Origin of the sequence: Bacillus sp. FSL P4-0334 (genome assembly GCF_038004825.1) — a bacterium.
In the GTDB taxonomy this organism is placed as follows: domain Bacteria; phylum Bacillota; class Bacilli; order Bacillales; family Bacillaceae; genus Bacillus; species Bacillus velezensis.
In genome coordinates this window covers 2,282,181-2,296,713 of the sequence record NZ_JBBORX010000001.1, presented here as the reverse complement: position 1 = coordinate 2,296,713, position 14,533 = coordinate 2,282,181, and the positions used below count along the sequence as shown (strand labels likewise).

The window sequence follows — 14,533 nt, the reverse complement described above, 5'->3', positions numbered from 1 at the left end:
TTTTTTATTTTTTTGCGATTTTGACATCTACATATTGCTCGTAATGAATTTGAACATCTTTCATCACTTTATCATCCGTAATCAGATAATCCATATCGTGCAAGTTATAGAACACGTAAAAATCTTCCCGGTTGAATTTTTTATTATCCGCCAGCAAAAATTTCGTCCGCGAATTATTCAGCGCGATTTGATGAGCTTCCCCTTCTTCAATGCTGTAAGAAGAAATCTCATCATTATGTATGCCGTTGGCGCTGATGAAGGCTTTCGTAAAATTGAATTTCTGCAGATTGCCGTTCACGATGGGCCCGACGAAGGCACCGGTATTTTTTCGGAAATCGCCGCCAATCAGGATGGTGTCGGCAGTGTCACCATGCTTTAAAATATCAAATACGGGATAGTTGTTTGTGATAATCCTGATTCGCTTATGCAGCAGGTGTTTGGCTAAAAGTTCAATCGTCGTGCCGGGCCCTAAAAAAACGGTATCGCCGTCATTTACATATGAAGCTGCGAGTTCCGCGATTTTCTCCTTCTCATCCATTTGAACACCCAGTTTTTCATTATGCGATAATTCGTGATCAATGGAATAAGATATGCTCTGTGCGCCTCCGTGAATACGTACGATTTTTCCGGCCTTATCCAGCTCGTCCAGATCTCTTCTCACTGTCATATCAGAAACATCCAGTTCATCGATAATATCACTCACCGTAATAAACCCCCGCGAGTTTACGATATCGATGATTTTTAAAAGACGCTCTTTTTTTAACATGTTCAATCATCCCCTCAACTTTACACACAATCTAACACACCGCGGCACTCTGGTCAACAAAAACAAACACTAACAAACAACATAATCAACATATAAAACAACGAAAAACTTATAAAACCCCTATGAAAACAGATGTTATTTCTTTATGAAGCTATTGACAACAAAAATGTATGCGTTTACTATTAAACAAAAGATAACAATTACAAACATTAACAAACTTCAATTCCCACATTGGCGAAGGAGGATTCAGTAATGCTCAAATTACCTCATGACTTTATTTTCGGCGGGGCGACTGCGGCATATCAAGCGGAAGGCGCCACAAAAGAAGGCGGCAAAGGGCCTGTGGCCTGGGATGAATTTCTTGAAAAACAGGGAAGATTCAGCCCTGATCCGGCAAGTGATTTTTACCGCCAGTTTCCGGAAGATATTAAACTATGTGAAAAATTCGGAATAAACGGCATCCGCCTTTCTATAGCCTGGACGAGAATTTTCCCTGACGGCACGGGCAAAATCAATCAGGAAGGTGTTGATTACTATCATCGTATTTTCTCAGAGTGCCATAAACGCAACGTCACCCCTTTTGTCACGCTGCATCATTTCGATACACCGAAAGGATTATTTGACCAGGGAGATTTCCTCAACCGCGCTGCAATAGAAGCGTTTGTCAGCTATGCGGAGTTTTGCTTTAAAGAATTCAGCGAAATCAGATATTGGAGCACGTTTAACGAAATTTATCCCACAGCCACCAACCAGTATTTACTCGGGGTTTTCCCGCCATCAATTAAAAGTGATATCACAAAAGTCATTCAATGCCTCCATCACATGATGGTAGCGCATGCGATGACCGTCAATCTTTTTAAAGACGGCGGCTATCCGGGAGAAATCGGTGTCGTCCACTCATTGGAAACAAAATATCCCGCCAGCGACTCAGAAGAAGACCGCCACGCCTGTTTTCTGGATGACGCGTTATCAGTGAGATTCCTCCTCGACGCCACCTACCTCGGCTATTATTCTGAGGAAACCATGCGGGCTCTGGATGAAATCTGTGAGGCAAACGGCGCTTCATACGAGTTTTCAGACAGTGACTTTGACGTGATGAAAAAAGCTTCAACGCGCAATGATTATCTCGGCATCAATCATTATCAATGCCATTTCGTCAAAGCGTACGACGGAGAAACCGTTATTCACCATAACGGAACGGGCGATAAGGGCACTTCGGTCTATAAAGTAAAAGGAATCGGCGAAAGAATTTACAAAGAAGGCCTGAAGCGGACTGATTGGGACTGGCTCATTTATCCTGAAGGCATGTATGACATGCTGATGCGCATCAAACGGGACTATCCGCAATATAACAAAATGTACATTACCGAAAACGGCATGGGCTATAAAGATGAGTTTGAAGACGGCATCATTATGGATAAGGCAAGAATCGACTATTTAAAAGTCTATTTAGAAGCCGTCAGTAAAGCGATTACCGACGGAGTCAATGTAAAGGGGTACTTCTTATGGTCCTTAATGGATTTATTTTCATGGACCAACGGCTACAACAAACGTTACGGTCTTTTTTACGTCGACTTTGACACCCAAAAACGATATCCGAAAGAATCGGCCTACTGGTACAAACTTGTAAGTGAAACAAAAACAATCATTTAACGATCATACATGGTGAAAAGAGTCTCTTTTCATCATGTGTGCCGTCTTTAGGAGGTTTTTTTCATGACAAAGGAAGAATTGCAGATGCTCGGTTTTGAAATCGTCGCCTATGCCGGCGACGCCAGAAGCACTTTATTGAAAGTCCTGAAAGAAGTCCGTGCCGGAAACTTCGAAAACACGGAAGCAGCATTGAAAAGCGCCGATGAAAATTTAACCCTCGCCCACAATGCGCAAACGAAAATGTTAGCTGAAGAAGCTGACGGCAAGGACATGGAATTAGGGTTTATTTTCGTTCACGGTCAGGACCACTTGATGACAACCCTTTTGCTCCGTGATCTTATTCAGGATTTTATAGAACTCTACCGAAGCCGCCGATAAGGAGTGGAAAAATGAACGGTATCATCAAGCAAATCGAAAAGGGAAAACCGTTTTTTGAAAAAATCTCAAGAAACATTTATTTAGGCGCGATCCGCGACGGCTTCTTAACGGCCATGCCTGTTATTTTATTCGCGAGCATTTTCATCCTCACCGCCGCTGTGCCGGAAGTGTTGGGTTTCACTTGGCCTAAAAGTGTTTCTGAATGGCTTTGGAAAGTTTATAACTATTCAATGGGCGTCCTCGGTCTGATCGTTGCGGCAACAAGTGCGAAATGCCTGAGTGAATCAATGAACCGAAAAATGCCGAAAAACAAAGGGATCAACCCCGTTTCAGCGATGCTTGCTTCAGTCGTCGGGTTTCTCATTTTAAGCGTCACTCAAATCGACGGCGGATTCTCCACGGAATACCTCGGCACAAAAGGTCTTTTAGCCGCTTTTGTATCCGCTTTCATAACAGTGAACGTTTACAGATTCTGCGTGCTGAAAAATATTACGATTAAAATGCCTAAAGAAGTACCGGGTACCATTTCACAAACATTTAAAGATGTTTTTCCGTTCGCTTTTTCCGTTTTGGCCATGGTGATCGTTGATTTATTGATCAGGAACACGCTGAACGTATCGTTTGCAGAGGCTCTCTCCTCTCTCTTATCGCCGTTTTTTACCGCCGCAGACGGTTATCTGGGGATTTGTGTCATTTGGGGAATGATGGCGCTGTTCTGGTTTGTCGGCGTTCACGGGCCTTCTATTGTGGAACCGGCCATCGCAGCTATTATTTACGCAAATGTGGAGGCGAACCTTCAGCTTCATAATGCCGGTGAGCAGGCGTCCAACGTGCTGACCGTCGGACTCGGGAACTTCGTCGGCACAATGGGAGGAACCGGCGCAACCCTTGTGGTTCCGTTTATCTTTCTTCTTTTCGCGAAATCCAAGCAATTGAAAGCAGTCGGAAAAGCATCCGCGGTTCCGGTGTCTTTCGCAGTAAACGAACCTCTGCTCTTTGCTGCGCCGATCATTTTAAATCCTTATTTTTTCATTCCGTTTGTTGTAACGCCGATGGTGAATGTCTGTCTGTTTAAATTTTTCGTGGATGTCATCGGAATGAACAGTTTTATGTATGTTCTTCCGTGGGCCACCCCGGCGCCCGCCGGCTTGATTCTCGGAACCGGCATGGGGCTCTCGGCTTTTGTGCTGACAGCTGTATTAATCATTGTCGATTTCCTGATATACCTGCCATTCTGTAAAGCTTATGACAAAGTATTAGCGGCGAAAGAAGCCCAACACACCGAGCCTGAAACCGCGCCGCAAACATTACAGCCCGCCATGGCCGGCGCCTCCGAAGACGCGTCCTCCGTCATCAGCACAAATCTTCAGGAATCCTCATCCGCCTTGGAACACAGCACCAATGTGTTAGTGCTGTGCGCCGGAGCGGGAACGAGCGCCATGCTTGCGAACGCACTGACAGAAGGAGCCGAAGAATATAACGTGCCGATTACCGCCTCAGCAGGCGCCTACGGATCCCATTACGACATCATGAAAGACTTCGATATGATCATTTTGGCTCCGCAGGTCGGCTCTTATTACGATGACATTAAAGAAGATGCGGACCGCCTGCAAGTGAAACTCATCGCAACGAAAGGAGCAGAATATATCAGCCTCACCAGAAATTCACAAAAAGCCATTCAGTTCATACTGGAGCATACCTCAAAATAGAATCGGAGGTTTATCATGGAAGCCAAACTTTTGAAATCAAGATTCGAAGACATTTTCAAGAGAAGTAACGGAGAACTGTTTTTCGCACCCGGCCGGATCAACCTGATCGGGGAACATACGGATTATATAGGCGGCCACGTTCTTCCATGCGCGATCACGATCGGAACTTATGCCGTATGCGCAAAACGCGGAGATCACCAGATCCGGTTATACTCAGAAAACTTTCCTGACAGCGGCATTGTCTGCCTTGATCTTTCCGCCACAGCATACAAAAAAGAAGACGGCTGGGCCAATTATCCGAAGGGGATGATCCATTACCTTCTTAAAGCCGGCGGCCAAATAGACAGCGGAATGGATATTCTTTTTCACGGTACGATTCCAAACGGAGCCGGTTTAAGCTCCTCCGCTTCCATTGAAATGTTAACAGGTTCCATTTTAAGAAAGTTATTCAGCCTGGATGTTTCCGATACTGAACTGGCGCTTATCGGAAAAAGAGTCGAAAATGAATTTATCGGCGTGAATTCAGGCATTATGGATCAATTCGCAGTGCAAAAAGGCAAAAAGAACATGGCCATTCTGTTAAACTGCGATAAGCTTGAGCACGAAATGATTCCGGCTGCTTTTAACGGATATAAAATCGTCATTATGAATACGAACAAGCGCCGGGAGCTGGCGGCTTCAAAATATAATGAACGCCGCAGCGAATGCGACGAGGCTCTTTCAGAACTGCGGCAATATCGGAATATCGCATCACTTGCGGAATTGACGTCAGAAGAATTCAACGAACTCGAATCCCTTCTCTCCTGTGAAACTTTGCGTAAAAGAGCCCGGCACGCGGTCAATGAAAACGAGCGAACCCTCTCAGCCGCGGAAGCTCTCAAATCGAATGATTTGAAAACGTTCGGCGAGCTGATGAATGCGTCCCACCGTTCGTTACGCGATGATTATGAAGTGACCGGTGACGAATTAGACGCGCTCGCTGAAGCAGCCTGGAAAGAAGGAGCACTCGGAGCGCGGATGACGGGCGCGGGGTTCGGCGGCTGCGCCATAGCCATTGTGGAAAGTGAAGAAACCGCCGGCTTTATCCGGGCCGTTTCATCTCACTACCGCAGCAGGACAGGTCTTGAAGCTTCTTTTTACATCGCTGATATAAGCGATGGCGCGGCTGAATGGAGGGGAAAATAAATCATGGCGATTCTCGTTCTCGGCGGAGCCGGCTATATCGGTTCTCATGCGGTTGATCAATTATTAAACAAAGGATTGAAAACGATAGCTGTGGATCATCTGCAGACAGGCCACCGGAAAGCTGTTCATGAAAAAGCAGTTTTTTACCATGGAGATATCCGTGACAAACCGTTTCTTCGCTCTGTGTTTGCGAAGGAGAACGTAACAGGCGTTCTCCATTTTGCCGCTCAATCCCTTGTCGGCGAATCAATGAAAGACCCTCTTTCATATTTCAATAATAATGTGTACGGTACGCAAATTACACTGGAGGTCATGCAGGAATTCGGGGTGAAACACATTGTGTTTTCTTCATCCGCCGCTGTATACGGCGAACCTGAAAAAGTGCCCATCACAGAAGACATGCCGGAAAAGCCGGAAAGCGCATACGGCGAATCAAAACTCATGGCAGAAAAAATGCTGAAGTGGTGTGAAACCGCCTGCGGCATAAAATATGTCTCGCTTCGGTATTTTAACGTTGCCGGCGCGAAAACGGACGGTTCCATCGGAGAAGATCATCATCCGGAAACCCACCTTATCCCTATCCTTTTACAAACCGCGCTCGGTCAGCGCGAGGAGGTTTTGATATTCGGCACTGACTATGATACAAAAGACGGCACGTGCATCCGCGATTATGTCCATGTTTCCGATTTAATCGATGCCCATATTCTCGCTCTGGAATATTTGCAAAACGGCGGAGACAGCGGCATTTTCAATTTAGGATCAAGCAGCGGGTTTTCCGTATCAGAAATGGCGGAAGCGGCCCGGCAAGTGACCGAAAGAGACATAAAAGTAAGAGCGGCCGCAAGAAGACCCGGTGATCCAAGCACCCTCATCGCTTCCAGCGATAAAGCGCGGAACATTCTGGGCTGGAATCCGAAACAAACGGACATATCGGAAATCATTGCGTCAGCATGGAATTGGCATCGGCAACATCCAAACGGATACAAGGACAAATGAAATGGAGGCGGCGGTCATTGAAGTTTTTGAATCAGTGGCAGGGTTTCTGAAAGAAAGCACTGTCTTAGGCGACATAAATGAAACAGATGTGATTTACACAAGAAACAGACTTCTCGATCTGCTCGGACTGACGGATTATGCAGAACCGAAGCATATCAAGAAACAAAACAGGCTTCACTATTTGGACGAAATGGTGAAAGACGCGGTAAAACGGTCAATCATTAACGATACGCCGGCTGAAAGAGACATGCTGGGAAGCAGAATCATGGACGTGATCACGCCGGCCCCTTCTCTGATCAATGCCGCATTCAGCAAATTGTTATCAGATTGCCCGAAAAAAGCAACAGATTACTTTTACCGACTGAGCCAAAACAACGACTATATTAAGACGCGGGCCATTCGAAAAAATATCGTGTACCGCTCAATAACACCTTTTGGGGAATTGGACATCACCATTAATTTATCAAAGCCCGAAAAAGACCCTAAAGACATCGCCGCGGTAAAAAACAGTCCGGAAAACCGGTATCCGACATGCCTGCTCTGTATGGAAAACGAGGGGTATGCCGGAACACCGCATCACCCCGCCCGTTCAAATCACCGCATCATCAGGCTTGACTTAGCGGGAGAACAGTGGGGGTTTCAATACTCTCCTTATGCGTATTACAGCGAGCACGCTATCTTTCTTTCAAGCGTGCACAAGCCGATGAACATCAGCCGTGACAGCTTCAGAAGGCTTCTGGCCATAACGGAAATCTTCCCGCATTATTTCGCGGGATCAAACGCAGACTTGCCGATCGTAGGAGGCTCCATTCTTTCTCACGATCATTATCAAGGCGGCGCCCATGAGTTTCCGATGGCAAAAGCGGGTTCCCTCTACCCTTTTCATATACGTCATTTTCCAGACGTTCAGGCCGAAGCCGTGAAGTGGCCGGTATCAGTGATCCGCCTTCGCGCAAAAGATCCGGATTTGCTGACAGATGCCGCTGCGTATGTTTTTGAAAAGTGGCGGGAATATTCAGACGAAACCGTCAGCATCATCGCAAAGACAAATGAACCCCATAATACCGTCACCCCAATTGCCAGACGCAGGGGAACGGATTTTGAAATCGATCTCGCTCTCAGAAACAACCGCACCTCCGAAAATTATCCGGATGGCATTTTTCACCCGCATCAAGATGTGCATCACATCAAAAAAGAAAATATCGGTCTGATTGAAGTGATGGGACTCGCCGTTTTACCTCCCCGCCTGAAAGATGAGCTGGCAGAAGTGAAAAAGTATTTACTGAATGAACCTCATGACATCAAAGACATTCATCTTCCGTGGGCCGAAAACATCAAAGCGGATGAAGACGTGACACCGGAAAATGCAGCCGCTGTTTTACAAAAAGAAACCGCGAATGTATTTTTACGCGCGCTGACCGATGCAGGCGTTTTTAAAATGACACCCGAAGGAATTCAGGCGTTTCAGCGTTTCACGACGTTATTGGAGAATGGCAGCTGAAACATTCAGAGTGAAATCAATCAACAATCTTTTTTATCAGGAGGTATTGTGATGTTCAAAAACCGATTGAAACGTGTATTTGTAAACGCAATCTGTCTTTCTCTCATTTTCACTGCTTTTACATTCTTTGAGAAGTCTCCTAAAGCAAAAGCGGATGCCCCGTTTGCCTATGGCGCTGATATAGGATGGCTGAAACAAATGGAGGACGAAGGTGTGCGCTGGCTGGATGACGGCGGAAAACAGAAAGATGCCTTGCAGATTCTTAAAGATCACGGAATAAATGCCGTGAGACTGAGAGTGTTTGTGAATCCGCCAAGCAGCTATTATTGGCTGAAAGACGGCACAACATGGACCATGCTCGGCTATAGTGACAAAGCGGGCGTACTTGCGGCGGCAAAAAGGGCAAAAGCGTTAGGAATGAAGGTAATGGTTGACTTCCATTACAGTGATGTGTTCGCTGATCCAGGCCACCAGATCAAGCCGAACCAATGGACCGGCTATTCAAACAGCCAGCTGCAGGCAGCCGTGTATAACCATACGTACGATGTCATGAAAGAACTTAAAAATCACGGCATCTCCCCTGATTGGGTGCAAGTAGGGAATGAAATGAATTCAGGAATTTTACTGCCCGACGGCAGCACGAACGATTTCAGCAAATTGACCGCCTTACTGAACAAAGGCTATGACGCCGTGAAATCCGTCAGCCCGGCCACCAAGGTCATCAGCCATTTGGCACACGGCACGGACAACAGCCTATTCAGATGGTGGTTTGATCAATTCTTTAAAAACGGCGGGAAAACCGACATTATCGGCGTTTCGTTCTATCCCTATTGGGAAGGTAAGCCGTACTGGGAGCTCACCGGCCATTTATCATCTAATTTGAATGACATCGCCTCACGCTACAACAAGGAAGTCATGGTGGTTGAACTGGGCGGAGATGAAAATAATCCGAAAGATTCCTACTGGACCATAAAAGACACCATAAAACTGGTGAAAGCCGTTCCGAGCGGCAAAGGAACCGGCGTATTTTACTGGGAACCCGAAGCTCACTCCAGCGTTCTGTCAGACGCGTACCCATTAGGCGCAACCGCCAAAGTGTCTAAAAACGTCTTGAAATACACAACCGCAATCGACGCTTTTCATGATGCCGCAACAGGAAAATGATTGATGCCTAATCTCAAGCAGGCTCATTGCGCAGCCTGCTTTTTGATAAGGCTGTAGTGTTAGCCTGTTATGAAAAAGAGCAAGTAACGAATACGGAAAGAAAAATACCCGAAAACCCACGTTTCGGTTAAAAAACCGCTTTTTAAATAGAATACTTCTTCTGTTCCCCCTCCTTCTTATTTCTGCGCACTATCTCTCAGTTCCTAAATAATAACTTTACGATTGTTGAAAAAGAAACAAACATTTTATAATATTGTGTAAGCACCACCGAGCAGGAGGACGGGACATGGACAAAAAAGAACAGCTCCTCACGGATTTCAGGGACTTTTTTAACAAGATGGTGTGGCTGAATAGGCTGAAGATGGAAGAAAGACTTAAGGGGCATAAACCTTCTGAAGTGCATTGCATCGAATTCATCGAAAAAATTGAAGACGCCAATGTGACAAAACTTGCGGAGTCCCTTTATATGACAAGAGGCGCCATAAGTAAATTAACGAAGAAGCTTATCAATAAAGGCCTTATCGAAAGCTATCAGAAGCCGCTTAACAAGAAAGAAATCTATTTCAGGCTTACTGAGCAAGGAAAAGTCATTTATAAAATTCACGAGGAATTGCACAAAGAGTTTCAAGAACGGGACAAAATCGTGTTTGAACAAGTAACTGATGAACAATTTGACACGATGCTGAACTTCGTGGAAACATACAGCAGGCATTTGGATTCAGAAATAAAGAAACTTGGTGCAGACATGAAATCGGAATAAATATGAATAAAACCATAGGCAGCCCTTCTCCATGAAAACGGGCTGCCTTTTTATATCCCTCTTATTGTTGACAAAGAAACAAAATCACTCTATTATTTTGTTGACGAGGAAACAAAGATAGCAATTTTGAGAGGAGAGTAATATGTCAACACATAAAAGAAAGGAACTTCGGGTGCCAAAAGAAGTTCTCACAGCCGCCTGGGCTATTGCACTGGGAGCAATCGCTCCAATGCTTGACTCTACGATGGTAAACATCGCCATCGACAAACTGACCAAAGACTTCAACACGACATTGGATACCATTCAGTGGTCCGTTACAGGCTATGTCTTAGCACTTGCGATTGCAGTACCCGTATCCGGCTGGCTTATGAATAAATATAACGGTAAGAAAATCTTCATCGGCTCAGTCATCGCCTTTGGTGTCATTTCTGTTTTTGCGGGAATGAGCCGTGACGTTTCCAGCTTCATCTTCTTCCGTTTGCTTCAAGGATTCAGCGCCGGCATTATGACTCCGCTTATGTCAACACTCTTGGTTAAAACGGCAGGTCCGGAAAACCTGGGAAAAGTGATGGTAATCGTCAGCACCCCTATGATCTTCGGCCCGATCTTAGGACCTGTCATCGGAGGCTTCATCGTCCAAGGCGCTTCATGGCATTGGATTTTTTACATCAACGTGTTCATCGTTTTGATTGCTGCACCGCTTATGATGAAAACCATTCCAGACTTTGAACCATTCAACAAAGATCGTAAACTCGATATTTTCGGGATTATCAATTTGTCATTAATGAGCGCGGCATTGATGTACGGTATTACGAAAGCGGCGGATCATGCATCATTTAACAATAGCGACACCATTTTATGGGCGGGTATCGGTCTTGTTTCAGCAGTCATTTATCTTGTATATAATCTGATCAAGAAAAACCAAACCGTGCTGCCTATGAATTTGTTTGCAAACAAGAGCTTCTTAGCATCTTCGATCGGGTTGTTCTTAGCGAATGTTGCCATCATGGGGCCGATGTTAATACTTCCGCTGTTTTTTCAAAACATTCGTCAGTTCACGGCAGTCGGAGCAGCACTCGCTTTAATCCCTCAAGGAGTCGGAATGCTCGTGACTCGTCCGCTGATCGGAAAAATGATTGATAAGATCGGTGCGAAATACGTGGTTACGGTCAGTCTTGTTCTTTCGCTGATCGGATCTATCCCGCTTATTTTTATCACCGATAACACAAGTATGATTTGGATTTCCGTCGTATTATTTATCCGCGGCACCAGTTTTGGAGGAATTATGCTCCCATTGATGAGTGACGCTTATACAGGCCTTGACAGCAAACAGCTTCCGGAAGCAGGTGTCGGTATTCATATGATTGAAAACCTCGGTTCCAGCTTTGGGTCAGCTGTGATCGCAACCGTTACCGCAACTGTCATACAAGGATTGCATCCGACGATTTCGAACAGTTTAAAAGGCTACCATGCCGGATTCTTAGTATCCGCCATCATCCTTGCGGCCATCTTCATTCCAAGTCTGTTCCTTACCCATAAAAAGACTGCGATATAAAGAACTTTTCAAAGTAAAAAACCCTTGCACAGCAAGGGTTTTAGTGAATGAAACTGATGATGGTTGCCGGCAGAGTCAGCCAACAATAGACAAAGCCTTTTACTCATTCACATTGCTTTTCATTAACCATTCTACTTCCGTTAATTCTTGTTTTTGAACGTCTTTTGTATGTTTTTTCGTAAAATGGACTTTAACAGCTTCTTCGTTTTCCCAAATCTCCCAAAGCATGATTTTGCGTTCTGATGGTTCGAGCGGATAAGCATGGAACTGAATACAGCCTTCTTCTTTGTTCGTTTCTTCCTCAAGTTTTTTGAACTCTTTCATTATTTCATTAAGGTCTTTATCACTGATGATTTTTAAGCATGCCGTTATGTAATGCATCGAAATTCCCCCTCTTCCCATCTTTTTATGGCTTTACATTATAATATTTATCGAAAAACGAAACCGGCATACCGCATTCTCAACATATAAAAAACCGTCCATAAAAAATGAACGGCAATGTTTATTTAAGATCATTAAGAGCGACTTTTGCAGCCTCAGCGATAAGAGCATTATTATAATTGGCATCTTCCGTAAACCGGTTTGACAGGATTGCCAAAACAATTGGGGCTCTGTCAGGCGGCCAAACGATCGCAATGTCGTTTCGTGTGCCGTAGCTTCCGGCTCCGGATTTATCGCCGACTTCCCATCCTGCAGGAGCGCCTGCCCGAATCAGTTCGTCGCCGGTAGCGTTGCCCCGCATCCAATCTGTTAAAATCGTGCGCTTGTCAGCCGTGAGAGTGTTACCCAAAGCGAAAGTCTTAAGGTCATTCGCCAGTGCTTTTGCGGTGCTTGTGTCACGACGATCCCCAGGAATCGCAGAGTTTAGATCCGTCTCGAATCGATCAGCTTTTGTTACATGATCCCCAATCTGTTTCAGTGATTTTTCAAAACCTTTGGGGCCGCCAAGCTGCTGCAGCAATAGGTTCCCGGCGGTATTATCGCTGTAACGGACAGCGGCTTCTGAGATTTCTTTCAGGCTCATGCCTGTATCCAGGTGTTTTTCTGTGATTGGGGAATATGTAACTAAATCGTCTTTGCTGTAGCGGATGATGGCATTAAGTTTTTCATTTGAGCTTTTCTTCAGAACAGCAGCGGCAGCCAGAACTTTATAGGTTGATGCGTAAGCAAACCGTTCATTCGGCCGATAGGCGATTGTCTTGTTTGAACCTGTATCAATCGCATAAACGCCGAGCCTGGCATCAAATTTTTTCTCAAGCTGAACAAATTTCTGATTCGTTATACAGCTTGTCATTTTTGCGTCCTCTATAGATTTCGCTTCAGCATGCGCTGAGCCAAATAAAGGATTGAAACCGGTAAAGCTTAAACATAAAAGTCCAATGCATATTCCAAATTGTATTCTCGCTTTATTTTTCACATCCAGACCTCCTCATTATAATGATTTTGTATACATCTTCTAATTAACATTACAAACAGGATGAAAGTCAATATAATTCCTGTGTGATGTTTTCCGTGACAGTTAGGAAATCAGCTGAAAATTTAATTGAAAACACCCCTGAATCTCTTCAATGGATAGTGTTTCTTCCGGCAGATATTTCGAGAAGAACCCGTGTGATACAGCGTTTGATTTCTTGCCGGAGCCGCCCCGCCGCTATTTCCCAATGCGTTTTCTCTGCCGGGTTGCCCGCCTATTTTTGTGTGCACCCTTTTTCCTTTCCGAACCATGCCGCTGTTTTTACGATTTAATGGTGTTCACTGACACCCCGTATTTTTCCTTGTATTTCATGCCTTTGACGTAATCCTTATACGCCTGAATATGCTTTTCGGCCATCTTCATTCACCGCCGCCCCCTTCTGATTCGTGTTTATTTTTAAAAAGATATTCCCTCTAAACCAACGCCGCACTCAGACCGTTAACCGCCAATTGTTTTTCTGAGATTTACCGGAATCAGTTTACAGAGAATATAAAAAAGCACCTTTCGGAATGAGGTGCTTTAAAATTATGAATCTTATTCTAGGATTTACGCCTGTTATATTTATTTATATTTATTCATAGACATGCTCACGTATATTTCATTTGCTTCATCAACAGTTATACCAAACTTTTCGCTTGCTAGCTCAGCAACCATTGAATCATGGATCTCTGGGGTGTAATTTTCCCCGTAATTTGTAATTCTATTAAATTCGTTTTCCATGTAATTATATATGGTCTGGTCATCAGCTGATTGTGCCTCTTCTTCTGATGAATTTTCATTTCTTTTCTCTTTTTCATCCTCTAAATCAAAAATTACTTCATCATTTTTTTCTAACTGGTACAAAGAATCCCCGTGTTTAAAATCGATTGTATAATCATCGTTTTTATACTTTGCATGTACTTCATCTACTGAACAAGTATACTTATCTCCACAGTTGATTGCAGAAGAAAAACCTTTATCCTCAATTAACTCATAAACTTTGTAAAGAATTTTATATTTTTCCTTATTAGAAAGTTGCGTGAATTCCTTATTCATGGACAGGTTGATTTTAAACTCATAATACTTCTTTATAGTGTTAGTGTAATCTAAAGTTGGCGCTTCACTAAGATATTGTGAAACTGATTTATTTTTTGATAGCTCTTTTAAAAACAATTCAGCCTCTTTTGTATCCACGCCGCAACCAGATAGAACAAAAATCAATATAGGAATGATTATAAATATTTTTTTCAACTCTTCTTCCCCCTCTCACCTTATTATCGGTTAAGGAGTAGGAGAAAGGAACCATTCGCAAAATTTGTCGAACGAAAGCTCCCTTCATAAATAGGTGGCAACCGTAAGACGAAAAAACACCCTTTTGACAGGGTGCAATCAACGTTTCTTTTTATAGCCTTC

The 14,533-nt window shown here is 44.2% G+C and carries 13 protein-coding genes and 1 pseudogene; 9 read left to right on the top strand and 5 right to left on the bottom strand.

Annotated elements, in window-relative coordinates:
• Window positions 1-4: 4 nt before the first annotated feature.
• On the bottom strand, window positions 5-766 hold the full coding sequence (locus NSQ37_RS11945; protein ID WP_022553515.1) for a DeoR/GlpR family DNA-binding transcription regulator: 762 nt from the start codon (window positions 764-766) through the stop codon (window positions 5-7).
• 252 nt (window positions 767-1,018) lie between these two features.
• Here NSQ37_RS11945 and lacG point away from each other — a divergent pair, with 252 nt between their 5' ends.
• The 9 genes from lacG (at window position 1,019) to NSQ37_RS11900 (ending at window position 11,667) form a co-directional block, all read left to right on the top strand.
• On the top strand, window positions 1,019-2,419 hold the full coding sequence (lacG, locus tag NSQ37_RS11940) for a 6-phospho-beta-galactosidase (RefSeq protein WP_132106222.1): 1,401 nt from the start codon (window positions 1,019-1,021) through the stop codon (window positions 2,417-2,419).
• Window positions 2,420-2,482: 63 nt separating this feature from the next.
• On the top strand, window positions 2,483-2,797 hold the full coding sequence (locus NSQ37_RS11935; protein ID WP_007407323.1) for a PTS lactose/cellobiose transporter subunit IIA: 315 nt from the start codon (window positions 2,483-2,485) through the stop codon (window positions 2,795-2,797).
• An 11-nt stretch (window positions 2,798-2,808) separates the two neighbouring features.
• On the top strand, window positions 2,809-4,506 hold the full coding sequence (locus NSQ37_RS11930; RefSeq protein ID WP_059367181.1) for a PTS lactose transporter subunit IIBC: 1,698 nt from the start codon (window positions 2,809-2,811) through the stop codon (window positions 4,504-4,506).
• Between the two features lie 15 nt (window positions 4,507-4,521).
• Window positions 4,522-5,691: a galactokinase gene (locus NSQ37_RS11925; RefSeq protein WP_043021284.1), complete on the top strand. Its 1,170-nt coding sequence runs from the start codon at window positions 4,522-4,524 to the stop codon at window positions 5,689-5,691.
• 3 nt (window positions 5,692-5,694) lie between these two features.
• A complete protein-coding gene (gene galE / locus NSQ37_RS11920; protein WP_099566645.1) occupies window positions 5,695-6,687 on the top strand; it encodes a UDP-glucose 4-epimerase GalE in 993 nt (330 codons plus the stop codon).
• A gap of 1 nt (window position 6,688) precedes the next feature.
• On the top strand, window positions 6,689-8,188 hold the full coding sequence (gene galT, locus NSQ37_RS11915; RefSeq protein ID WP_253613223.1) for a UDP-glucose--hexose-1-phosphate uridylyltransferase: 1,500 nt from the start codon (window positions 6,689-6,691) through the stop codon (window positions 8,186-8,188).
• 51 nt (window positions 8,189-8,239) lie between these two features.
• Window positions 8,240-9,352, top strand: a complete 1,113-nt coding sequence (locus tag NSQ37_RS11910) for a glycoside hydrolase family 53 protein (RefSeq protein WP_253613074.1) — start codon at window positions 8,240-8,242, stop codon at window positions 9,350-9,352.
• A gap of 286 nt (window positions 9,353-9,638) precedes the next feature.
• On the top strand, window positions 9,639-10,112 hold the full coding sequence (locus NSQ37_RS11905) for a MarR family transcriptional regulator (protein WP_059367188.1): 474 nt from the start codon (window positions 9,639-9,641) through the stop codon (window positions 10,110-10,112).
• A 142-nt stretch (window positions 10,113-10,254) separates the two neighbouring features.
• The gene (locus NSQ37_RS11900; RefSeq protein ID WP_220007079.1) at window positions 10,255-11,667 is read left to right on the top strand and encodes an MDR family MFS transporter; all 1,413 of its coding nucleotides are present in this window, start codon (window positions 10,255-10,257) and stop codon (window positions 11,665-11,667) included.
• Between the two features lie 99 nt (window positions 11,668-11,766).
• On the opposite strand, the gene NSQ37_RS11895 is transcribed toward NSQ37_RS11900, so the two are convergent.
• The 4 genes and pseudogenes from NSQ37_RS11895 to NSQ37_RS11880 all read right to left on the bottom strand — a co-directional run bounded on the left by NSQ37_RS11895 (window position 11,767) and on the right by NSQ37_RS11880 (window position 14,371).
• Complete coding sequence (locus tag NSQ37_RS11895) at window positions 11,767-12,048, bottom strand: putative quinol monooxygenase (protein ID WP_007407331.1); 282 nt, start codon at window positions 12,046-12,048, stop codon at window positions 11,767-11,769.
• Window positions 12,049-12,169: 121 nt separating this feature from the next.
• Entirely contained in the window at window positions 12,170-13,090 is a 921-nt protein-coding gene (gene bla, locus NSQ37_RS11890; RefSeq protein WP_253613225.1) for a class A beta-lactamase, read from the bottom strand.
• 132 nt (window positions 13,091-13,222) lie between these two features.
• Window positions 13,223-13,498, bottom strand: a pseudogene (locus NSQ37_RS11885) (phage terminase small subunit); the annotation flags it as partial.
• A 204-nt stretch (window positions 13,499-13,702) separates the two neighbouring features.
• Window positions 13,703-14,371: a hypothetical protein gene (locus NSQ37_RS11880; RefSeq protein ID WP_122503834.1), complete on the bottom strand. Its 669-nt coding sequence runs from the start codon at window positions 14,369-14,371 to the stop codon at window positions 13,703-13,705.
• Window positions 14,372-14,533 lie beyond the last annotated feature (162 nt).